A 21886-nucleotide genomic window follows, 5' to 3' on the forward strand; every position below is an offset into this window, starting at 1 on the left:
CGCGTCGTCCGTGACGGTCAGCCGCTGCTGACCGTCAGGTTGTTCGTGACGAAGTCCAGGCCGCCGGACGAGGACGTGACCTCGAAGCCGAACTGGACGTCACCGATGGTCTCGTCACCCATCCAGCCCTTGGTGTCCTTGATCCACTTGAGGATCGGCAGCATGTTGACGCTGCCCGCGTTCGAGTCCGAGGTGCGCAGGAACGAGAAGACCTCGTTGGCGCCGTTGTTGCCCTTGTAGACGGACCAGGTGTGGCCGCCGAGGGTGACATTGCCCTGCGAGGTGCCGAGCGGGCCGACGGCTCCGTTGTAGTTGACCCAGAGCATGATCTCGTAGTCGTAGTCGGTGTCCCAGATGTCGTACGAGGTGTTGTACGCCCCGGCCGACGGGACCGTGACGTTGTAGCTGCTGGAGAGCGAGCCGAGCGAGGTGATCGTCTTGTTGACCACCTTCTTCGAGTTGGGGTACGACTTGATGCCACCGGTGTTGGGGTGGTTGGCCCAGACTCCCCAGTTGGTGCCGGAGTTGGCCCAGATGCACTGGCTGCCCGCGCCGGAGCCCCAGATGTTGTTGTAGAGCGTGTAGCCGTTCAGGCTGGTGTTGCCCCACTGGTCGCAGGAGTTCCAGACCGCGGCGGAGGCGGGGGCGGAGGCGAGCCCGACGGTCACTCCGAGAGCGAGCGCGGGCGCCAGCAGCGCCTTGGTGATCCGGTTCCTGGTCCTGTTCCTGGTCCTGCTCGTCTTCATGTCCGGCGTGCGTGTTGCCATGGTGTCCCTTCCATGGGTGGGGGGATGTGGGGGATGGCTGCGCTGTACGTCCGCCGCGGCCCCAGGGTGAGGACGCGGTCCTCTCCGGCGCGCAGGGAGAGCTGTCGCGCTCCGGAGGGAGTTCTGAGGTCGATGCGGTGGTCGCGGGTGGGCCGCAGCACCGCCCGGACTTCCCGCGGACTCCAGCCGAGGTCGATCTCGGCGCCGAACCTTGTCCGTACGCCCCGGAGTTCGCCCGCCGGGAAGGCGGCGGGCAGTGCGGGGAGGAGGACCAGCCGGTCGGGGGTCGACTGGATCAGCGTCTCGATGATCAGAGCGGGCAGGGCATGGGCGGCGTCCGCGTTGTAGACGTCACGGTGGGGGTAGTGCGCGCTCATGAGGGAGGCGTGGAAGAAGTCGCCCTCCAGTACCCGGCCGAGCGCGTGCGCGACCCGCTCGCCGTCCCGCAGCCGGGCCGCGACGAGGGCGTGGTGCAGATGGCCGTGCGCCGAGTCGTTCTCGGCGCCCCGGAGTACGAGCGCGCGATGCGCGGCCGCCGCCAGTTCCGGGGTGTCGTAGGGATTGATCTCGTCGAGCGGCCAGACACCGTACAGATGGCTGAGATGCCGGTGGTCGTACGTGTCGTCGAGGCCGGGCCACGCCCATTCGGCGAGGGCGCCGTCGTCGTTGACGCGGTGCGGGGGCAGCCGCCCGGCGAGGGCTCGCCAACGGTCGGCTTCGGGGCCCGGGTGGTACGCGGCTGCCGTGAGCAGGGCGTGGCGGGCCGCGGAGAGGTCCATGGCGGCGTTGAGCGCGCCCCAGCTCGCGTTCGCGTTCGCCGGACGGTTCTCTGGCGAGTAGGAGGGGACGACGACGAGGTGCCCGTACGCGTCGGTGCGGGTGAGGAAGTCCTCGTAGAAGAGGGCGGCTTCGGCGAGGGCGGCGGCCAACCGCGGGTCCCGTTCCCCGCGGGCCTCGTCGTGGTCCACGAGTGGCTTGAGCAGCCAGTCGGCGCCCGCCGTCCACAGGTGGAGGGGGTACGCGCGGCTGAAGTGGTAGGTGTGCCCGGACTCGCCGTCCGTGTGGGGCGGGGCGACGACGCCTCGGGTGCCGAAGACGGCGCGGGCGTTGTCCCGCCAGTGCGGCAACTGCCCGTGGACGAGTGCGGCGTGCGCCTCGACGACCTCGGGGAGGGCGCCCGCGACGGCCGAGGCGGTCTGCAGGTTGAGGTTGGCGTCCGTGGTGAAGGCGCCGGACCAGGCCGTGTCCCAGTCGCCGGTCCACAGCCCGGTGAGCCTCGGTGGCAGCATCCCGCTCGCGGACAGCAGGTGGTAGCGGCCGGCCGCGAAGAGCCGTTCGAGGAGGGCCGGGCTCCCGGGCCGCTTGAGCAGCTCGGAGCCGGGAAGGGCACGTTCGGTGTCGTCGGCTTCGAGGACGAGCGAGACGCGGGTGCAGGCGGTGCGGTGGAGGCGCAGAGGACGCTCCAGGAGGTGGCGGTAGGGCTCGTCGCCGTCCAGCAGCAGCGCGCGCAGCGCCTGTGTCCGCGCCACCGTGTCCAGCTCTCCGGTGTGCCGCCCCACGCGGGTCAGCAGCAGGACCGACTCGGCGTGCGCCACGCGCATGCCGGGCGCGGTCAGCGTCGTACGACCGCCGGTGACCACGGCCAGTGTCACGCCGGTGTACGCGCGGTCGCTGCCGGGGTAGCGGGCGCTCAGGGTGAGCACGGCGCCCTCGGGGGTGAGGACCGCTCCGTCGCTGACGCCCAGCCCGTCGGGAGCCCCGGGGAGCCGGTGGTCCAGTGTGATGTCCAGGGCGGGCCCCGGAGAGGTCACGTGCTGGACGACCACGTCGTCGGCGCGGGAGACGAAGACGCGGCTGCGCCATCCCGCGCAGGACGATTCGGCGACGCCCGTGGTGAAGTCGAGCGAGCGGCGGTAGTCGCGCTCCTCGTCGGACGGCCGCCGCAGCCGCACCTGGAAGGCCGGATGGAAGGGCTGCACCCACTGCAGTGGGCGACCGTCCGTGAACTCCTCGGCCGCCCTCAGGTCTCCAGCGAGCAACCGGTCCTGGAGCGCGGGCAGTTCGGACGCCAGTTCCGGGGGCCGGGCGTGTTCGCCGCCGTTGGGCCGGACGAGGGTGTGATGGGTGACGATCACCCGGTCGTCGTTCGGATCACCGAACACAAGGGTGCCGTGGCGGCCGTTGCCGCTCAGGAAGGCGTCCTCCCAGCGGTCGGCGGGGGTGGGCTCCCAGGTGCCGTGCGACGAAGGCGTGTTCTCCGTACCGGCGCTCATGGTCGCAGCACCGCCACTCCGTACCGGCCCAGTTCGAGGGAGCCCGTGACCCGTCGCTCGCCGAGCAGGTCCCGGTACTCGCCCGGCACCGCCACCGTGACCGGGTCCCGCCCGTGGTTGAGGACGAAGAGCAGGTCCCCCCGGCGTACGGCCTCCACCTGGGCGGGCAGTCCTTCCAGCACCGGCCGCACGCCCGCGCCGGCGGCCACGGCCGCCAGCAGCTCGCGCAGCGCGGCGGGTTCGGGCAGCGTGGAGACGTACCAGGCGCGGCCCCTGCGGAGCACGGCGGGCAGTCCGTCGAGTTCGCCGCCCTGGTAGCGGGAGTGCGCCACGACATCCTCGGCCTCCTCGGTCCGGGGCTCGATCTCCTCGGACCACAGCGTGCCCCGGAAGCCGTCGCACTCGGCGTACTCGCCGGGGTCCAGTGGCCACCACTCGTGGAGGGTGCGGATGCCGAAGAGGTCCCGCAGCCGCTCGTCCATCCCGCCGGTCCGCACCCGGTCGTCCTCGTCCGCGATCCCGGTCAGGAAGCCGCAGACGAGGGTGCCCCCTTGTCGTACGTACGCGACGAGGTTGTCGACCGCCCTGTCGGTGAGGAGGTAGAGCTGCGGCACGACGACGAGCCGGTACGCCGACAGGTCGTGCTCGGGATGCGCGAAGTCCGTGGTGACGTGGGCCTCCCACAGGGCGCGGTGCCAGGCCCGCACGACCTGCGGATGGTCGACCTCGCGCGAGGGCCGGCCGTCCTGCGCCCCGGCCCACCAGGCGTTCCACTCGTGGAGGATCGCGACCTCGGAGGCGGCGTGCTGTCCCGCCACCTCCGCGCCCATCCGCAGCAGCTCGGCGCCGAGCCGCTTGACCTCCTGGTAGGTGCGGCCCCGCTCCCCCGCGTGGCCGACCATGCCCGAGTGGAACTTCTCCGCGCCCTGGCGGGACTGCCGCCACTGGAAGTAGCAGACGGCGTCGGCGCCCCGGGCGACCGCCTGGAGGGACCAGAGCCGGTTGAGGCCGGGCGGTTTGGGGTGGTTGACGCCCCGCCAGTTCACCGCGCCCGCCGCCTGCTCCATCAGCATCCACGGCCCGCGGGCCTGGGAACGCGTCATGTCCTGGACGAGCGCGCCCTCCTGCGCGCCGAGGGGGTCGCGTGGATCCGGATAGAGGTCGACGGAGACGACGTCCTCCTCCTGGGCCCATCTCCAGGCGTCCTGCCCCGCCCACATCGGCATGAAGTTGGTGGTCACCGGCAGGTCCGGGGAGTACCGGCGGACGATGTCACGTTCGGCGACGTAACACTCCAGGAGCATGTCGGACGTGTAGCGCTTGAAGTCGAGCACCTGGGTGGGGTTGTTCAGGTAGTGGGCGTGGCGCGGTGGCAGGATCTCCTGCCAGTCGCCGTATCCCTGGCTCCAGAAGGCGGTTCCCCAGGCCGTGTTGAGCGCGTCGAGCGTGCCGTACCTGTCCCGGAGCCAGCGGCGGAAGGTGACGGCCGCCTCGTCGCCCCAGTCGTAGGTGCAGTACTCGTTGTTGATGTGCCACATCGTGAGGGCGGGGTGGCTGCCGTAGCGGGCGGCCAGGTCCTCGGTGACGGCGGCGGCGTAGCGGCGGTAGGTGGCGCTGGAGTGCGAGAAGTGCTGCCGGCCGCCCCACCACTCGGTGCGGCCGTCCGCGTCGCGGGGCAGGGTGTCCGGGTGGAGGCGGCCCAGCCAGGGCGGGGGCGAGGAGGTCGGGGTGGCGAGGACGACCCCGATGCCGTTCTCGTGCATGAGGTCCATGAGCCGGTCCAGCCAGCCGAACTCCCGCGCATCCGGCCGCGGTTCGATCTTCGCCCAGGAGAAGACACCGAGCGTGACGGAGTTGACGCCGGCCTCCCGCATGAGGCGTACGTCCTCGTGCCAGGTCTCCTCGGGCCACTGCTCGGGGTTGTAGTCCCCGCCGAACAGGATCCGGCCACGGGTGGCGTCGGCGAGAGCGAGTCCCGCACGGGGGTCTTGTGTCGTGCCCATGACCTACCTCGATCCGACGGAAAGGAGCGGCCCGATGTTTCCGGGGGCGCGGGGAACCGCGCGCCCGGCCACGTCCGGCCCGCAGCCGACGAGAAGCTGACCGGCGCCGAAAGGCGCAGGTCAGCCCTTGACCGCGCCGGTCAGCATCCCCTTCTTGAAGTGCTTCTGGACGAAGGGCGACAGGAAAGCGACAGGCAGCAACGCCAGCACCATGACGGCCATCTGCACAGCGAGCGCGGACAGCTCCCCCGCTCTGATCGCCTGCCCCAGCCCCACCGGAGGCTCCTGCTTCTGGACGAGCTGGATCATGACGTTCTGCAGCGGCATCATGTCCTGATCGCTCAGGTAGATCGACGCGTTGAACCACGCGCTCCAGTACCCGACGGCGTAGAACAGCGTGATCACCGCGATCACGGCCCGGGAGAGCGGGATCACGATCTGCCCGAGAATCCGCCACTCCCCCGCCCCGTCGATCCGCGCGCTGTCGGTGAGTTCCGGCGAGATGCCCATGAAGAACGCGCGCAGCACCAGGATGTTGAAGACACTGATCGCGCTCGGCAGGATCAGCGCCAGATAGGTGTCCGTCAGCCCCAGCGACTGCACGAGCAGATAGGTGGGGATCAGGCCGGCGCCGAAGAACATCGTCGCGAGCAGGATCATCAGGAACCAGCGGTGCCCGAGCGACCCGATGCGCGAGAGCCCGTACGCGCAGAGGATGGACACCGCCATCGAGAACAGCGTGCCGACGAGGGTGACGCCCAGGCTGACGACGGTGGCGCGGGTGACCTGACCGCCGCTCAGCAGCTCCTGGTAGGCGATGAAGGTGACGCCCCGGGGGATCAGCACCAGACCGCCGGCGTCGCTGATGGTCCGCTTCGTGGACAGGCTGGTGACGACGACGATCCACAGCGGGAACAGGACGGCCAGGCAGGCGAAGGCCAGGGCGATGCCCTTGCCCGCGAGTCCGGCCCTGTGCGGCTCCTCCTCCCAGACGGGCCTCGGCGGGGCCGCCCAACGGCCGGGCGCCTTCGGTCCTGCGGCCTTCGGCCGCTCCTCGGTCACGGCACCCTCGGTCACGGCACTCATTTCTTGTACACCCCCTGCTCGCCCATGAGATGGGCGACCTTGTTCGCGGCGAGGACGAGCCCGAGACTGACCACGCCCTTGATCAGGCCGGCCGCCGCCGCGTAACTGAAGTCCTGGTTGCGGACGCCGTTCCACCACACATAGGTGTCGAGGACCTCCGCCGCGCCCGGCCCCACCGCGTCCCGCTGCAGCAGGATCTGCTCGAAGCCGACCGTGAGCGCGTCACCGACGCGCAGGACCAGGAGCAGGGCGATCACCGGACGCAGCGCGGGCAGCGTGACGTGCCACATGCGGCGCCACCGTCCGGCCCCGTCCATCGCCGAGGCCTCGTACAGATCCGGGCTGACGGAGGCCAGTGCGGCGAGGAAGACGATGACGCCCCAGCCGGCGTCCTTCCACACGCCCTCCGCCGTCACCAGGAACTTGAAGATCCCCGGGTCGGTCATGAGGTCGAAGCCCTCGTAGCCGTGCCGGCGCAGGGTCTGCGCGATGATGCCGGCGCCGCCGAAGATCTGCTGGAAGACGGTGATGACCAGCACCCAGGAGAAGAAGTGCGGCAGGTAGAGGATCGCCTGCGACACCGCCCGCACCCGGGGCCTGATCACGCTGTTGATGAGCAGCGCGAGCAGGATCGGGACCGGGAAGAAGAGCAGCAGTTGCAGTGTGAACAGGACGAGGGTGTTCTGGACGGCGTCCCAGAACGCCGAGTCGTCGAACAGCCGTGAGAACTGCTCGAAGCCGACCCAGGGGCTGTGGAAGATGGCGACGAAGCCGTTGTCGCTGACGTAGGGGTCGTACTCCTGGAAGGCGACGACGTTGCCCAGGATCGGTATGTAGTTGAAGACCAGGACCAGCAGGACGGCCGGCAGGGTCATCAGGACCAGCGTGCGGTCCCGCCGGAGACGGACCTTGAAGGTGCCGCCGTTCGGGGTCTTCCCCGACGCCTTCCGCAGGGTCTTCAGCTCGGCCTCGGTGACCCCCGTGCCGGGCGCCGCGGCGGTGACCGAAGCGGTTCCCCGCGAAGTGGTGTCACGTGGAGTGGCGTCCCGTGGAGTGGTGTCACGTGGAGTGGTGCTGTGTGCCACCGGGTCACCCCTGCGCGGATCCGCTGTCGTCCAGCAGCTTCCCGTACCAGTCCCGCAGCTTGTCGCCGCCCTGGCTCTTCCAGTCCGACACGGCCTGCTGCATGTCGCTGATCTTCTTGCGGCCGCGGACGACGTCGTCCTCCAACTGCTCGAAGTCGTTGGAGAGGTTCGTGTAGCGGGCCGGTTCGATGATCTGGAGACCGTAGAAGGAGGACTTCTTGGTGAAGGCGCCCATCCGCTGCTGCCACTCGACCTGTGCCTTCGCGATCTCCGGAAGGTCGGGGTGCGCGATCGTCGAGGCGGGGCTCGCCAGCATCACGAAGGCGTTCAGGACCTCCTGGTTGCCCTTGTCGTTCTTCGTGGGTGTGCCGTCCTTGACCGTGTAGTGCGTGCCCTCGACCCCGTAGTTGGTGAGCATGTACTCCTCGGTGCCGTACGGGGCGGCGGTGACGTTCGCGGCGGCCAGCACGTCCTTGATCACGGCCTTCGACGCCTTCTTGTTGACGAAGGCGAAGATGCTCGCGGGCGCCCCGGCCCACAGCGTGGGGTCCCCGCCGTCATGGCCGAAGATGTCCATGCCGGCGATACGGAAGTCCTTGTTCTGGGCTGCCTGTTCGGTGGTCTTGGCCCACCAGTGCGAGATGTCGTTGTTGTAGATGAGGACTTCGCCGGAGGTGAAGCGCAGCCCCGAGTCGCCCTGGTTCTGCGCCCTGGCGTCCGGGTGGACGACCCCCGCGGCGTACAGCTTGCGCGTCCACTCCAGCGCTTCGAGGTACTCGTCGGTCTCGACGCGGTAGACCAGCTTGCCCCCGACGGAGTTCCAGCCGAGCGACTTCTCACTGCCGGACAGCACACCGAAACTGTTGAACGCCGTCCACTTCATGTCGTCGCAGGCCCACACCTTCGCCTTGGCGCTGGTGATCTCCTTGGCCAGGGCCAGGAACTCGGCCGCCGAGGTGGGGAGTTCGTAGCCCTTCTTGTCGAAGATGTCCTTGCGGTAGTACGGCACGATGTTGACGACGTACGCGCTGGGCATCGGCAGGCCGCGCAGCTTGCCGCCGAAGATGGAGCGCTGCCAGGCGTCGGTCGGGACGGCGGCGAGGTTCGGGTACTCCTTGACCTTGTCGCCGGAGAGGTACGGGCCGAGGTCGGCCATCTTGCTGATGATGGCGCTGGGTATCTTGCCGCCCATGTTCCAGCCGGGGATCACCACGACGTCCGGCATGTCGCTGGAGGCGAGGACCGCGCCCAGCTTCTCGTCGTACGTGTTGCCGTCCTGGTTCTGCCAGACGACGTTCGCGCCGATCTTGTCGTTCATCGCCTTGTAGTAGGGGTTGTCGCCCTTCGGCGGCGAACCCCAGAACGGCGACATGATCTTGATGGTGCTGCCCTTGCCGAGCTTCCCGGACACCGAGGTCTTCAGGTCGGCCGTGACGAGCTCGCCGGTGAAGCCGAGCGAGGACCCGTTCTTCGACGCGATGTCCGGCGTCACCACGTTCTGCGCTACGAAGGCGGGAAGGATCTTCTTCGCGTCCTTGCCCGAGGTCGTGCCCTCCTTCTTGCCGCCGTCGGAGCCACCGCAGGCGGCCAGCAGCGGCATACCGCCGGCCACCGCGACGGTGGCGACCGCCGTGGAGGCGAGGAAGCTTCTCCGGCCGGGGCCGGAGGCGGAGGTGTTCGGCGTCATTGCGTCAACCCTTCGTGGCACCCAGGAGCGGCACCTTCGACAACGGGAGGCAGGAGGTCGCTCACCGTGGCGGACAGTCGAAGCGCTTCGATGTTGCTGCGAGGTTAAGTGAACACCTGGGGGTGCACAAGAGCCGATTCAAACATTCCTCGGAGGTGTACCGGGAGAGGGAGAGGTCTGTACCGGCCACTTCTGCCCCTTGGGGTGGCGGCGGATGCTGGTGAGGGTCCGGAGTTGTTGCGTCTGGGTGTCTTGACACCCGACCGCTCGTCGAATGAGCATCGAAGCGCTTCGAAAGCTCGCCCTCCGCCTTCTCCGTCTTCCACCAAGGGACCCTCGCGTGACTGCACAAACGCCGCCTTTCCGCGACTCGCAGCTGCCGTTCGCGAAGCGCGTCGACGATCTTCTGTCGCGGCTCACCCTCGACGAACGGGTGGCGATGCTGCACCAGTTCGGGCCCGCGGTGGAGCGCCTCGGCATCGCCGCGTTCCGCACCGGCCAGGAGGCACTGCACGGGGTGGCCTGGATGGGCCCCGCGACCGTGTTCCCGCAGGCGGTCGGCCTGGGCGCGACCTGGAACGAGGAGTTGGTGTGCCGGGTCGGCGAGGCGGTCTCCACCGAGACCCGCGCGATGCGCTCGCGCGACGACCGCGTCGGCCTCAACGTCTGGGCGCCCACGGTGAATCTCCTGCGCCACCCGCTGTGGGGGCGCAACGAGGAGGGCTACTCGGAGGATCCGAGGCTGACCTCGGCGATCGCCACCGCGTACACCCGCGGACTGCGCGGGGACCATCCCGCCTACTGGCGCACGGCCCCGGTCCTCAAGCACTGGCTCGCGCACAACAACGAGACGGACCGGGCCACCGCGTCCAGCTCGGTACGCCCCCGCGTGCTGCACGAGTACGACCTGAGGGCCTTCCGCGAGACCGTCGAGGCGGGCGCGGTGGCCGGTGTGATGCCCGCGTACAACCTGGTCAACGGCCGCCCCAACCATGTGTCGCCGTACCTGGCGGAGCAGTTGCGCGCCTGGACGGACCAGGACCTGCTGGTCTGCTCGGACGCGGGCGCGCCCTCGAACCTGGTCGACTCCGAGCACTACTTCGACACGCACGAGGAGGCGACGGCCGCGGCTCTGCTCGCCGGCGTCGACAGCTTCACGGACCACGGCACGGACAGCTCGAAGATCGTCGAACGGGTCCAGAAGGCCCTGGAACAGGGCCTGTTGACCGAGTCCGCCATCGACACGGCGGTCCGCCGCCAGCTCGCGGTCCGCTTCCGGCTCGGTGAGTTCGACCCTATTCTGGACCCGTTCGCGGACGCCAGGGACTTCGACACCCCCGCGCACCGGGCCCTCGCCCGGGAGGCGGCGGAACAGGCGGTCGTCCTGCTCAAGAACGACGGCGGCCTGCTTCCCCTCACCCGGGAGGGCACCCGCATCGCGGTGGTCGGGCTCCTCGCCGACGAGTGCAAGCTCGACTGGTACAGCGGCACCCTCATCCACCGGTCCACCCCGCTGGAGGGCCTGTACGACCGCTTCGGCGCCGACCGCGTGGACTTCGCCGAGGGCGTGGACCGCGTACGCCTGAAGACCTCCGACGGTACGTATCTGAGCGTGCCGCCGGCGGACGACGTGCGTGCGGAGGTCCGCGGGGCGGAGGGCGCGCTGGACCCGGCCCTTCTCGCGGGCCGCACCGACCTGCCCCCGCTCACCACCGACGCCGTGGGCACCGAACTGGCGCTGATCGACTGGGGCGAGGGCGTCCTCACCCTCCGCGCTCCGGACGGCCGGTATCTCTCGGTCGCCGAGGACGGTTTCGTGCGTGCCTCGGCGGACCAGCCGGGAGGCTGGGTCGTCCAGGAGACGTTCCGGCTGGAACCCCGAGGTCCCCAGGAGGACGAGCAGGAGGGCGGGCAAGAGGGCGGGCACGGGAACGGACACCTCCTCCAGCACGTCGGCACAGGTCGCTACGCCTCTGTGACCGCCGACGGCGTAAAGGTTGCCGACGAGAACCCGACGGTCCTCGAACTGGAGATCACCGAGCGCGGAGAGAACGCGGTGGCGCGCGCGGCGGCCTCCGCCGACGTCGTCCTCGTGGTCGCGGGCAACGACCCGCACATCAACGGGCGCGAGACGCAGGACCGCACCACCCTCGCCCTCCCCGCCCACCAGCGACGGCTCCTGGACGCGGCGCGGGCCGCGAACCCGCGCACGGCCCTGGTCATCACGTCCTCGTACCCCTACGCGATCGACCCCACGGGCCTTCCCGCCATCCTCTGGACGGCCCACGGCGGCCAGGCGGCCGGCACCGCGCTGGCCCGCGTGCTGGCGGGGGACGTCTCCCCGGCGGGCCGGCTGCCCCAGACCTGGTACGCCTCGGACGCGGATCTGCCCGGCCTCCTCGACTACGACGTGATCGGCAGCCGCCAGACGTACCTGTACTTCGAGGGCACCCCGCTCTTCCCGTTCGGCCACGGCCTGTCGTACACGTCGTTCGCTTACGCGGACCTGGCGGCGCGGGTCGGCGAGGAGTCCGCGCGGGTCACCTTCACGGTCACCAACACCGGGGACTCGGCGGCCGACGAGGTGGCCCAGCTCTACGGCCGGCCGGTGTCACCCTCCGTGCCGCGCCCCCGCCGCGAACTGCTGGCCCACCGCCGCGTCCACCTTCCCGCGGGCGCCACCACGGAACTGTCCTTCGCACTCCCGCTCTCCGCCCTCGCGTTCTGGGACGTCGCACACGGCGGCCGACGGCTGGAGCCCGGCGGATACGAACTCCTCGCCGGCGCGTCCGCCGAGGACATCCGCCTGAGCACGACGATCGACCCGGCCGGTACGCCGCCGGCCCCGCGCCCGGTCCTCGAACGCGGCCTGCGCCCGGCCGACTTCGACGAGCAGCGGGGCACCGAGATCGTCGACCGTACGAAACTCTCGGGCGACGCGGTGACACCCGCGAACCCGGACCCGGACCCGGCCGCCGGCCACACGGCCGAACTGGTCTACCGGGCCTGCGACTTCGGTCCGGGCACCCGGTCGGTCACGGTCGAGGTGTCGGGCGAGGGCACCCTCGAACTGGCCCTGGACGACGGCCCGGCCGTCGCCCACCTGGACATCGCCCCCACGACGGGCCCATACACCTACACCTCCGTCACCACCCCGTTCGACGCCACCGGGGTCCACGACCTGCGCATCGGGCTGCGCGGCCCGCTGCGGCTCGCGCACGTCGGCTTCCTCGGCTGAGGGCTCGCAGAGGATCGACGGCACGAGCAAGGGGCCCGGCACCGGAAGGCAGCGGTGCCGGGCCCCTTCACCCGGGGGCGGGGCGGGATCACCCCTCGGGCCTCGGGCTCGATGAGCCCGCGCTCGTAGGCGCGGATCAGCCGGCGGGGCACGGCGTACTGCCGGCGGGGCACGGCGTACTGCATGAAGATGATCGTCTAGCCATAGGAGTCCGCGTTCCGGCCCGTCGGCGCCCGGGACGTCAGAGAGCGAGCCCCGTGAGGACCAGTACGCGCTCGTAGGTGTAGTCGTCCATGGCGAACCGCACACCCTCGCGCCCGACACCGGACTGCTTCACACCGCCGTACGGCATCTGGTCGGCGCGGTAGGAGGGGACGTCACCGATCACCACACCGCCCACCTCCAGCGCCCGGTGGGCCCGGAAGGCGGTCTGCAGGTCGTGGGTGAACACCCCCGCCTGGAGCCCGTACTTGGACTCGTTGACGGCGGCGAAGGCAGCGGCCTCGCCGTCCACCTTCTGCACGGTGAGGACGGGCCCGAAGACCTCCTCGCAGGAGATCGTCACGTCGGCCGGTACGCCCGCCAGCACGGTCGGCGCGTACGAGGCGCCGTCGCGCTTGCCACCGGTGAGCAGCTCGGCCCCGGCGGCGACGGCCTCGTCGACCCACGACTCCACGCGCCTGGCGGCGTCCTCGCTCACCAGCGGACCGACGTCGGTGGCGTCGTCGGAGGGGTCCCCGGTCACCTGGGCCCGGACCGCGGCGACGATGCGGGGCAGCAGCCGGTCGTACACCGACGCGTCCGCGACGACGCGCTGCACGGAGATGCAGGACTGGCCGCCCTGGTAGTTGCTGAAGGTCGCGATGCGGGTGGCGGCCCGGTCCAGGTCCTCGTCGCTCGCCCAGTCGGCGAGCACGACGGCCGCGCCGTTGCCACCGAGCTCCAGAGTGAGGTGCTTGCGCGGTACGGAGTCCATGATCGCGTAGCCGACCTTGTCGGACCCGGTGAAGGAGATGACGGGCAGCCGCTCGTCCCGCACCAGCGCGGGCATCTTGTCGTTGGCCACGGGCAGCACCGACCAGGAGCCGGCCGGCAGGTCCGTCTCGGCCAGCAGCTCGCCGATGACCAGGCCGCTGAGCGGGGTCGCGGGGGCGGGCTTCAGGATGATGGGCGCGCCCGCCGCGATGGCCGGGGCGATCTTGTGGGCGCACAGGTTGAGCGGGAAGTTGAAGGGTGCGATGCCGAGCACGACGCCCTTCGGGAAGCGCCGGGTGAGGGCGAGCCGGCCCTGGCCGCCCGCGTCGGTGTCCAGCCGCTGGGCCTCGCCGCCGTTGAACCGGCGGGCCTCCTCGGCCGCGAACCGGAACACGGACACGGCCCGGCCGACCTCGCCGCGGGCCCACTTGAGCGGCTTGCCGTTCTCGGCGGAGATGAGCCGGGCGATCTCCTCGGTCCGCTCCACGAGCCGCTTGCTCACGTGGTCGAGGGCGGCGGCCCGTACGTGGGCCGGGGTGGCGGCGAACTCGTCCCGTACGGCGTGGGCGGCGGCGACGGCCTCCTCGACCTGCGCGTCGCTCGGCACCCCGACCCTGCCGACGAGGCGCCCGTCCCAGGGCGAGGTGACATCGAAGGTGGCCTCGCCGGTGGCCTGGCGCCCGGCAAGCCAGAAGGCATGGGTGGAAGTCATGAGGTCCCCGGCCCTTCCATGAAGTAGGTCAACTGCTCGACGCCCCCACGGTAGGCCCGCCACCCCCAGGACCCACTTGTCCACGAAGTAGCACTACCCCCTGACATGGCTCCACTTCGTCAGGCAAGGTGCAGGACCACCCGCCTGGGGCGCGGGAACGGCGCAATCTTCTGCGGTCCAGGGGCGCGGGGAACGGCGCATGCTTCCAGGGGCGCGGGGAACGGCGCAAAGACCCCAGCCCCCACCCACCCGCACCAGCCAACCGAGCCCGGCCGAAGCCGACCTACGCCCCCGCAGAAGCAGTCGCGGACGCAGTCGCCTTCAGCGCCAACCACAACTCCATCCGCACATCCGGATCATCCAGAGACCGCCCGAGGATCTCCTCGACCCGCCGCATGCGATACCGCAACGTATGCCGGTGCACCCCCAGATCCACCGCCGCCGCATCCCACTGCCCGTGCCGCGACAACCACGCCCGCAGCGAGGCGACCAGATCCCCCCGCCCGGTCGCGTCGTGCTCGTGCAGCGCCCGCAGCAGCCCGTCGGCGAACGCCCGCACCGCGTCGTCCGCCAGCAACGGCACCACGGACCCCGTAGCCACCTCTTCGTGCTCGACCAGCACCCGCCCCCGCCGTCGCGCGACGGACAGCGCCTGCTCGGCCTGCTTGTAGGCGGCCCCGGCGGCGACCGGACCGGCGGGCGCGGACACCCCCACGACCAGCTCGTCCTCGTCGGTCCCCTGCTCGGAACCGCTGCGCGCGATACCGACGGTGTGCGCGTACCGCGTGCAGGCGGTGACCACCGCACCCCCGTCCGCGGCGAGCACCACCAGCCGCCGCTCCCCGTCGGGCACGACCAGCACGGCCTCACCGGACCGGGCGGCCGCGGCCTCCGCGACCTCGACGAACCCGCCGACCAGATCGCCGCCGGTCTCGGCGAGCACGGCCGAGGCCGCCTCGACACCGGCCACGTCGACCTCACCGGCACCGGCACCGCCGCCGGCCCGCGCCCGCCCGGCGGAGGCGGACGCGGCCTCGGCGAGCATCATCCGGTAAGGCGCGTCGAGCAGCCCGCCGTACAGGTCCCCGGCCACCCCGCGGGCGTGATCGGGCTGCCCTGCGAGCAGCATGCGCAGCACGGCGGCGCCGATCCGCTGCTCGGCGGCGTACAGCGAACGGGACCGTTCCGTGACGAGGGTCAGCAGGGCGATCGCGGAGTGCACGGCATACCGCTCGGCCGTGCCCAGCGCGGACGCGGTCCCGACGGCGAGCGCGCCACGGGCACGGCGTCCGGTGCCCAGCGAGTGCAGCTCGATCCGGTCCTCGCCGTCCGTGCCGTCCGCCGGCTCCCCGCCGACGACGGAACTGGCAGGCGCGGGCCGGTCGCGCAGCCGCTCCACGTGCTCGGTGATCCGGGCGGCCCTGCGGCCGGCCCAGTCCGGTGCCGTGGCGACGACGGCGCCGGAGGCGTCGTACAGCGCGGCCCATCCGTCGACCTGCGAGGCGAGGGCGGTCAGCAGCCCTTCGGGTCCGTCGCTCAGTGCCTGTCTGGTCAGTTCGCGTTGGGCGGCGAACCCCGCGGTCACCGCCCGGTACCGGTCGGCGGCGATGGCCGCGGAGACGGCCTTGCTGATGGCGAGGAAGGGCGTGCGCCGGGGGACCTCCAGGAGCGGCAGGCCCTCTTCCGCCGCCGCGTCGGCCAGTGCCTCGGGGATCTTCTCGTAGTGCACGCCGACGGCGAAGCCGAGCCCGGCCACCCCGGCCCCGACCAGCCGCTTCACATACCGGCGCATGGCGTCGGCGTCCTCGGCGTCCAGCTTGAGCGCCGTGATGAGGAGCAGTTCCCCGCCCTCCATGTACGGCACGGGGTCGGTGAGCTCGCTGGCGTGCACCCAGCGCACAGGGGTGTCCAGTCGTTCCTTGCCCGCGCGCACGGTGAGCTTGAGCGCCGAGTGATGGACGAGCGAGGCGAGCGTGGGGGGCATGGGGCCTTCAGGTCTTCACGGGTTCTTCGACGGTCACGGACGAGGAGATGGCGAGGTGATGACGAGGTGATCTTTTGGCCGCCGTGTATGAACGGCCTATGCCGATTCTGCCTCACCGTACGGTCGGCCCGTGACCATATGTCCAGACGTCCTGCCGGAGGCGCCCGCGCACACCCCTCAGGAGCCCGAGCACCCCGTTACACACTGCTGCACATACCGCTGCACATACCGCTGCACATACCGCTGATCAGGCTCCCGGGTGCCGCAGATCCACCAGGAGCGGGGGCGCGTGCTCCCCGCGCACGCTGGTGAGCGAGAGCACCGCGTGCCCCGGCGGCACCGCGTGCGCCAGTTCGGACGCCGACCACCGTTCCCGTTCGACCTGGCGCACGGTGACGGCGCGGGCGGTGGGCGCGTTCCCGGTGATCACCCGGCGCAGCATGTGGACGGCCTTCCCGGCCGGTGTCTCCGCGATGATCTGCCGGTCGGTGACGTCCCGCGCCTCGATCCACTCCTTGCCCCAGACCTCGGCGAAGTCCTGCCCGTCCCACGGGGTGAGCCCGGACAGCGCCACCCGGCACCCGATCGAGCCGAGCAGCGGCGACCGCAGCGGGCGGGGCGCGTCGTCGAGCGTGCGCAGGGTCATGATGACCCCGGCGTTGGCGGACCGCAGCCGCTGGATGCCCCGTACGGCCTCGGGGGTGACGACCCCGGTGGCGTCGTCGAGCACGAGGCAGGCGAACAGGGACCGGTCCTCGCGGACCGCGACACTGGCCGCGAACTGGGCGAGCACGAGCCGCGACAGGATCCGTGAGGCGTCCGCGTGCCCGCGCTGGGGCAGGTCGATCCGCACGCGTACGGGGTGGTCGAGCGCGCGCAGCGAGAAGGGCCGGGTCTGTCCTGAGGTGTCGAAGAAGCCGGCGAAGGCGGGCCGGTCGAGCAGCGCCACCCGGTCCGCGAGCACTCCGCCCACATCGCCGGGCTGCCCCAACTGCCGCTCCCGTGCGTCGAGTTCCCGGAGCAGCGACTCCTGGCCACCCTCGGTGAGCGCCTTGCGGAGCGCTCCGAGCGGGGCGGGCGCGCCATCGAGGAGCTGCCGCAGTTCGGGCACGGAGGGAAAGCGTCCGTGGACGGCCCGGTACGGCCCGAGCAGCTGGGCGAGCACGGTGGTGGACCGCCGGCTGTCACCGCTGGGGTGCGGGTCGGCGAGATCACCGACGAGCGCCTCGGCGAGCACGGCCGCGGCCTCGTCCGGGTCGGTGGTGCCGCCGTACAGGTCGAGGTCGTACACGGACTCGGGGTTGCCCACCCGCACCACGACGTCGTACGCGTCCACCGGGCCGAGGCCCGCGCCCGCCGCCCCGACGACGACCACGGCCGCCCGCCCGGCGAGCGCGTGCAGGCACAGCGACTCGACGAGCGGCCGGACGACACCGCCGGTCTTGCCGGATCCGGCGGGGCCGACGGCGAGCAGCGAGGTTCCCAGCAGCTCGGGCCCGAGCGCCATCCCGGTGCCGCGATAGGCGTACGGATTGCGCGGATCGTCGGCGGTCGTGCCGAGGCGCACCTGCCCCGTGACGAGGTCGTGCCGCGCGAGCCTGCCCGGCAGATCCCGCTCGCCGGAGGGGTGCAGACAGGCGGCGGCGCCCTCCCGCAGCACGGCGCCGGTGAAGGTGGCGAGGCTGTGGCGTCCGCTGCGCACGCCCTGCCAGGCGCGGGTGATCCGGGCGTGGTCGACATCGCGCATGAGGCCGGCCCGCGCGTCGGCGCCGAGCCGGTCGGCGGCGTCGGCGGCTCCGGCGGCGCGCAGCGCGTTCCACTGCGCGGGGTCGTCCTCGGGGGTGGGTGCTGTGGCGTCTGCCGGGGGCGACGCAACGCGGCGCAGTACAGGAACGATGTAGCGGCGCCACACCTCGGACCATCGACCGAGGCGCCCGGCTCCCATCATGATCCCAAAAGCGACCAGTCCGTAGTAGATCCTCGAAGCGATGTCCCCCTTCACCGCATCACCGTGGTTCTCGGGGATCTTCCACTCTTCCGGAGTGACCGCGTAGTAGGGCCACAACCAGTACTGGCCCAGATAGCGGTTCGAGACAAGCGACCAGATCAGGTATCCCACGAGGAACGCGATGAACGCGCCGCTGAGCAACTGCCGGGCCGGGATCTGTTCGGGCTCCACCTCCGGCCGCGGCCGGTGCCCGAACCGCCACACGCCAGGGGCGGCCTCGGGCCGGGGCGTGCGCAGCCAGGTGAGGAAGGCGGATCCGTCCGGCCGCGGTGGTCCGCCGGGTGCCTGCGTGGGCCGTGGCGGCACCTGGGGCGGTCCGGCCGGCCGCGGCACACGATCGGCGTGTGTGCCCCGTGCGTCGCGTGTGCCGTCGCTGTCCATCGCCTCTGCCACCCCTGACCAGCCGCTCCGTACGTGGTTGCGAGTCAATCTAACGCCCTCCCAAAGGGAGTTCACCGCTTACCGGGCCGCTTACCCGGCCCGGTGTGCGGCGATACGGACGCCAGGCCTCCTCCGGTTCTCTCCGGCTCTCCGGGCGTCCTCTGTCCAAGACGGACAAGCGGCTCCTCCGACACCGCCCGGATGGAGCATGCCCACCCCCCGGCCCCGGCCCTAGCCTGCGATGAAGGAAGCCGGACATTCGAGAGAATCCGTTCGCAGACCGCCGTTCACCGAGCGCCGTTCACAGACAGCCGTTCGCACGACCCCAGGGAGCCCCTCATGAGCGCAGTTCCGCAGGAGCGCCGCATCGTCACCGCCATTCCCGGCCCGAAGTCGCAGGAACTGCAGGCCCGCCGCACCGCCGCGGTCGCGGCCGGTGTGGGGTCCGTGCTGCCCGTCTTCACCGCGCGCGCCGGTGGCGGCATCCTTGAGGACGTCGACGGGAACCGGCTCATCGACTTCGGTTCCGGTATCGCCGTGACGTCCGTCGGCGCCTCCGCCGAGGCCGTCGTACGCCGGGCCGCCGCCCAGCTCCAGGACTTCACCCACACCTGTTTCATGGTCACGCCGTACGAGGGGTACGTGGCCGTCGCCGAGGCGCTCGCCGAGCTGACGCCCGGGGACCACGCCAAGAAGAGCGCCCTGTTCAACAGCGGCGCCGAGGCCGTCGAGAACGCCGTCAAGATCGCCCGCGCCTGGACCAAGCGGCAGGCGGTCGTCGTCTTCGACCACGGCTACCACGGCCGCACCAACCTCACGATGGCGCTGACCGCGAAGAACATGCCGTACAAGCACGGCTTCGGCCCGTTCGCGCCCGAGGTCTACCGCGTCCCGGTGGCGTACGGCTACCGCTGGCCGACCGGCCCCGAGAACGCGGGCGCCGAGGCCGCCGCGCAGGCCATCGACGAGATCACCAAGCAGGTCGGTCCGGACAACGTGGCCGCGATCATCATCGAGCCGGTGCTGGGCGAGGGCGGCTTCATCGAGCCGGCCAAGGGCTTCCTGCCGGCCCTCAGCGAGTTCGCGACCGACAACGGCATCGTCTTCGTCGCCGACGAGATCCAGTCCGGGTTCTGCCGCACCGGCCAGTGGTTCGCGTGCGAGGACGAGGGGATCGTCCCTGACCTGATCACCACCGCCAAGGGCATCGCGGGCGGTCTGCCGCTGGCCGCCGTGACGGGTCGCGCCGAGATCATGGACGCCGCGCACGCGGGCGGCCTGGGCGGCACCTACGGCGGCAACCCGGTGGCCTGCGCGGGCGCGCTCGGCTCGATCGAGACGATGAAGGAGCTGGACCTCAACGCGAAGGCGAAGCACATCGAGGCCGTCATGAAGGCCCGCCTGGGCGCGATGGCCGAGAAGTTCGACATCATCGGTGACGTCCGCGGCCGGGGCGCGATGATCGCGATCGAGCTGGTGAAGGACCGTACGACGAAGGAGCCGAACGCGGAGGCGACCGCCGCGCTCGCCAAGGCCTGCCACCAGGAGGGCCTGCTGGTCCTGACCTGTGGCACCTACGGGAACGTCCTGCGTTTCCTGCCGCCGCTGGTCATCGGCGAGGACCTGCTGACCGAGGGTCTGGACATCATCGAGCAGGCTCTTGCCCGCATCTGAGCGACGTCCGCCTCATCGGTTGCGCTGCCGGGGTCCCGGATCTGCCGCAGGAGCGGGGCGTGTGAAGAAGGTGTGCGAGGTGCATGGCGGGAACGGAATCCTCCTGTCGGACGCTCTCCCGCTGTCGTAGGTTCTACGCAGATGAGAGATGCACCCGCCCACAGGGGACTGTGGGCGACATCAGGACGGGGCCTCCCCAGCTTCGCCCTGGTCGTGCCTTCGCGCACACAACCGGAGCCTTGCGCTCCGGGTCTCCTCACCGATCGGACAGTCGCTCGCCCCAAACCCCCCGGGGCGCGCGACAACCCGGTCAGAACCACCGAAGGGCTTGCACCTACCCCCCCTGGTGCAAGCCCTTCGGCGCGTCCGGGCCCGGCCGGACGGCGTCCGCCGGGGATGTGGGTCTACTGCGGGTCCGTCGTGGCCGGGCGCGCGGTTCCCCGCGCCCCTGACGGGGCCCGGCCCGGTGCTGCTGGCACGCTGTACCGCATGATCAGCGCCCCCGAAAGCGGCAGGCAAGGCGAAGGGTCACCGGATGCGGGGGGCCGCGCCCGGATCCTCGCCCCGCTCGTTCTCTTCTTCCTCCTCGCCCTCCTCACCTGGCAGGTCTCCGTCGACGGGCCGGTGCGCCGCGCCGACGAGCGGCTCGCGCGGGTGGTGGAGAGCAGTCGCCTGCCCGCGGGCGCCGCCGAGTTCCTCGCGGATCTCGGCAACATCGCGGTCGCCGTCCCGGTCCTGGCCGCGGTCGCCGCGTACGTGGCGTGGCGGGCTCTGCGTGCCGGACTGCCCCGCTGGTGGCTGCCGGCGCTCGCGGCCCTGCTCACCATGGCGGCCGTACCGCTCCTGGTCGTCCCGTTGAAGGAGGCCGTCGGCCGTACCGGCCCACCCGGGATGGCGGGCGACGGCTACTACCCCTCGGGCCACACCGCCACGGCCGCCGTCGCCTACGGAGCCGCCGTCCTCCTCCTGCTGCCCTGGCTCCGCAACCGCTACCTGCGCCGGGAACTCACCATCGCCTGTCTGGTCCTGGTGGCAGCCGTGAGCTTCGGCCTGGTCCGGCGCGGCTACCACTGGCCGCTGGACGTGGCGGGGAGCTGGTGCCTGAGCGCCCTGCTGCTGCTGGGACTCGCGACGTTCCTGACCAGCGGCAGCACGGCCGCTCAGCCGAAGTAGCCGTCGAGGTTCTTCGAGCACTCCCGGCCGCCGAAGCGGTCCCGGTCGATCGAACACGTCATCAGGCCGCGCAGAGCGGGCCAGGCGCCGTGGGGCGCGTACGAGCCGCAGTCGTTCTTCTTCGTCAGGCAGTACAGGGCTCTGTCGGCCTCGCCCCGGCAACACGTGGCCGTTGCCGGCGTTCGTCGTGGCCGGCCTGCCGGTGGCGATCCGGTCCGGGCGCGGCGGCGGGCAGACGTCGGCCGCGTCGCCCGCCAAGCTGAACGCGAAGACCGTCAAGCAGGTCATGCCCTTTGGCGGCTATCCGTCCCGGTGCCGTTCGTCGCCCTCATCGGTCGGGGCCGTCGGTCGCCAGATTCGCCGCCGCCTCATGCATCGCCAGTTCCAGCAGCGCCGGGTCGGTGAGCGTGCCGGAGCCGTCCGGAGGGATCAGCCAGCGGACCCCGCCGGTCGAGCGTCCCGGGTACGGGACGACGATCCACGTACCGCGTCCCGCCGTACGCACCCCCGTGCCCAGCCAGCGCGCGGCCGTCCCCGGCGGGACGAAGAAACCCATGCGCGCGTCACCGAAGTCGACGAGTACGGGCCCGGGTTGGTCGAGCACGCGGGACAGCACGTCGAGTGTCGGCCAGCCGAGCTGCCCCGGCAGGATGAGCACGTCCCAGGCCTTGCCCGCCGGCAGCAGCGCGACCCCCATCGGGTTGCGTTCCCATTCCCAGCGGCAGGCCTCGGGATCCGGTGCCACGGATGCCAGCCACTCGACCGCCGTCTTGGCCCCTGTCATGGCGGAACCTCCCTCTCGTGTGTCGACGCTGGTCGCGTCAGAGGGGAGAGGGAGGT

The 21886-nt window shown here is 71.3% G+C and carries 13 protein-coding genes; 3 read left to right on the forward strand and 10 right to left on the reverse strand.

What is annotated here, in order from left to right:
- Positions 1-17: 17 nt before the first annotated feature.
- The 6 genes from ACIOKD_RS19230 to ACIOKD_RS19255 form a co-directional block, all read right to left on the reverse strand.
- Positions 18-767, reverse strand: coding sequence for a hypothetical protein (locus ACIOKD_RS19230; protein WP_402085155.1), 750 nt, complete (start codon positions 765-767; stop codon positions 18-20).
- Complete coding sequence (locus tag ACIOKD_RS19235) at positions 743-3040, reverse strand: glycosyl hydrolase family 95 catalytic domain-containing protein (RefSeq protein WP_402085158.1); 2298 nt, start codon at positions 3038-3040, stop codon at positions 743-745. Before ACIOKD_RS19235 ends, ACIOKD_RS19230 begins: the two co-directional genes overlap by 25 nt.
- Positions 3037-5043, reverse strand: coding sequence for a beta-galactosidase (locus tag ACIOKD_RS19240; protein ID WP_402085161.1), 2007 nt, complete (start codon positions 5041-5043; stop codon positions 3037-3039). The genes ACIOKD_RS19235 and ACIOKD_RS19240 overlap by 4 nt, the downstream gene beginning before the upstream one ends.
- 120 nt (positions 5044-5163) lie before the next feature.
- Positions 5164-6129: a carbohydrate ABC transporter permease gene (locus ACIOKD_RS19245; RefSeq protein WP_402085163.1), complete on the reverse strand. Its 966-nt coding sequence runs from the start codon at positions 6127-6129 to the stop codon at positions 5164-5166.
- Positions 6126-7214 carry an ABC transporter permease gene (locus ACIOKD_RS19250; protein ID WP_402085165.1) on the reverse strand — a complete coding sequence of 363 codons (1089 nt, stop codon included), beginning with the start codon at positions 7212-7214 and terminating at the stop codon, positions 6126-6128. The genes ACIOKD_RS19245 and ACIOKD_RS19250 overlap by 4 nt, the downstream gene beginning before the upstream one ends.
- 4 nt (positions 7215-7218) lie before the next feature.
- Positions 7219-8901 (reverse strand): Tat pathway signal sequence domain protein, encoded by a 1683-nt coding sequence (locus tag ACIOKD_RS19255; RefSeq protein WP_402085168.1) that lies wholly within the window; start codon positions 8899-8901, stop codon positions 7219-7221.
- 340 nt (positions 8902-9241) lie between these two features.
- On the opposite strand from ACIOKD_RS19255, the gene ACIOKD_RS19260 reads away from it, so the two are divergent.
- Positions 9242-12139, forward strand: a complete 2898-nt coding sequence (locus ACIOKD_RS19260; RefSeq protein WP_402085170.1) for a glycoside hydrolase family 3 C-terminal domain-containing protein — start codon at positions 9242-9244, stop codon at positions 12137-12139.
- Positions 12140-12380: 241 nt separating this feature from the next.
- On the opposite strand, the gene ACIOKD_RS19265 is transcribed toward ACIOKD_RS19260, so the two are convergent.
- The 3 genes from ACIOKD_RS19265 to ACIOKD_RS19275 all read right to left on the reverse strand — a co-directional run bounded on the left by ACIOKD_RS19265 (position 12381) and on the right by ACIOKD_RS19275 (position 18199).
- The gene (locus ACIOKD_RS19265) at positions 12381-13826 is read right to left on the reverse strand and encodes an aldehyde dehydrogenase family protein (RefSeq protein WP_402085172.1); all 1446 of its coding nucleotides are present in this window, start codon (positions 13824-13826) and stop codon (positions 12381-12383) included.
- 283 nt (positions 13827-14109) lie between these two features.
- The gene (locus ACIOKD_RS19270) at positions 14110-15810 is read right to left on the reverse strand and encodes a PucR family transcriptional regulator (RefSeq protein ID WP_402085174.1); all 1701 of its coding nucleotides are present in this window, start codon (positions 15808-15810) and stop codon (positions 14110-14112) included.
- A 247-nt stretch (positions 15811-16057) separates the two neighbouring features.
- Positions 16058-18199 carry an ATP-binding protein gene (locus tag ACIOKD_RS19275; RefSeq protein ID WP_402085699.1) on the reverse strand — a complete coding sequence of 714 codons (2142 nt, stop codon included), beginning with the start codon at positions 18197-18199 and terminating at the stop codon, positions 16058-16060.
- A gap of 339 nt (positions 18200-18538) precedes the next feature.
- On the opposite strand from ACIOKD_RS19275, the gene gabT reads away from it, so the two are divergent.
- Together gabT and ACIOKD_RS19285 are read left to right on the forward strand one after the other, a co-directional pair.
- Positions 18539-19873, forward strand: a complete 1335-nt coding sequence (gabT, locus tag ACIOKD_RS19280) for a 4-aminobutyrate--2-oxoglutarate transaminase (RefSeq protein ID WP_402085176.1) — start codon at positions 18539-18541, stop codon at positions 19871-19873.
- A 489-nt stretch (positions 19874-20362) separates the two neighbouring features.
- Positions 20363-21046, forward strand: a complete 684-nt coding sequence (locus tag ACIOKD_RS19285; protein ID WP_402085180.1) for a phosphatase PAP2 family protein — start codon at positions 20363-20365, stop codon at positions 21044-21046.
- 328 nt (positions 21047-21374) lie between these two features.
- Here ACIOKD_RS19285 and ACIOKD_RS19290 read toward each other — a convergent pair whose 3' ends face one another.
- Complete coding sequence (locus tag ACIOKD_RS19290) at positions 21375-21830, reverse strand: hypothetical protein (RefSeq protein WP_402085183.1); 456 nt, start codon at positions 21828-21830, stop codon at positions 21375-21377.
- Positions 21831-21886: the final 56 nt, after the last annotated feature.

Source organism: Streptomyces sp. NPDC087844 (assembly GCF_044742785.1).
Taxonomy (GTDB): Bacteria; Actinomycetota; Actinomycetes; order Streptomycetales; family Streptomycetaceae; genus Streptomyces.

Excerpts from the sequence above, each read along its gene's own strand:
- ACIOKD_RS19270 (WP_402085174.1), bottom strand. The coding sequence starts at position 15,810 with ATGCCCCCCACGCTCGCCTCGCTCGTCCATCACTCGGCGCTCAAGCTC.
- ACIOKD_RS19255 (WP_402085168.1), bottom strand. The coding sequence starts at position 8,901 with ATGACGCCGAACACCTCCGCCTCCGGCCCCGGCCGGAGAAGCTTCCTC.
- ACIOKD_RS19245 (WP_402085163.1), bottom strand. The coding sequence starts at position 6,129 with ATGAGTGCCGTGACCGAGGGTGCCGTGACCGAGGAGCGGCCGAAGGCC.
- ACIOKD_RS19275 (WP_402085699.1), bottom strand. The coding sequence starts at position 18,199 with ATGGACAGCGACGGCACACGCGACGCACGGGGCACACACGCCGATCGT.
- gabT (WP_402085176.1), top strand. The coding sequence starts at position 18,539 with ATGAGCGCAGTTCCGCAGGAGCGCCGCATCGTCACCGCCATTCCCGGC.
- ACIOKD_RS19290 (WP_402085183.1), bottom strand. The coding sequence starts at position 21,830 with ATGACAGGGGCCAAGACGGCGGTCGAGTGGCTGGCATCCGTGGCACCG.
- ACIOKD_RS19285 (WP_402085180.1), top strand. The coding sequence starts at position 20,363 with ATGATCAGCGCCCCCGAAAGCGGCAGGCAAGGCGAAGGGTCACCGGAT.
- ACIOKD_RS19240 (WP_402085161.1), bottom strand. The coding sequence starts at position 5,043 with ATGGGCACGACACAAGACCCCCGTGCGGGACTCGCTCTCGCCGACGCC.
- ACIOKD_RS19230 (WP_402085155.1), bottom strand. The coding sequence starts at position 767 with ATGGCAACACGCACGCCGGACATGAAGACGAGCAGGACCAGGAACAGG.
- ACIOKD_RS19265 (WP_402085172.1), bottom strand. The coding sequence starts at position 13,826 with ATGACTTCCACCCATGCCTTCTGGCTTGCCGGGCGCCAGGCCACCGGC.
- ACIOKD_RS19235 (WP_402085158.1), bottom strand. The coding sequence starts at position 3,040 with ATGAGCGCCGGTACGGAGAACACGCCTTCGTCGCACGGCACCTGGGAG.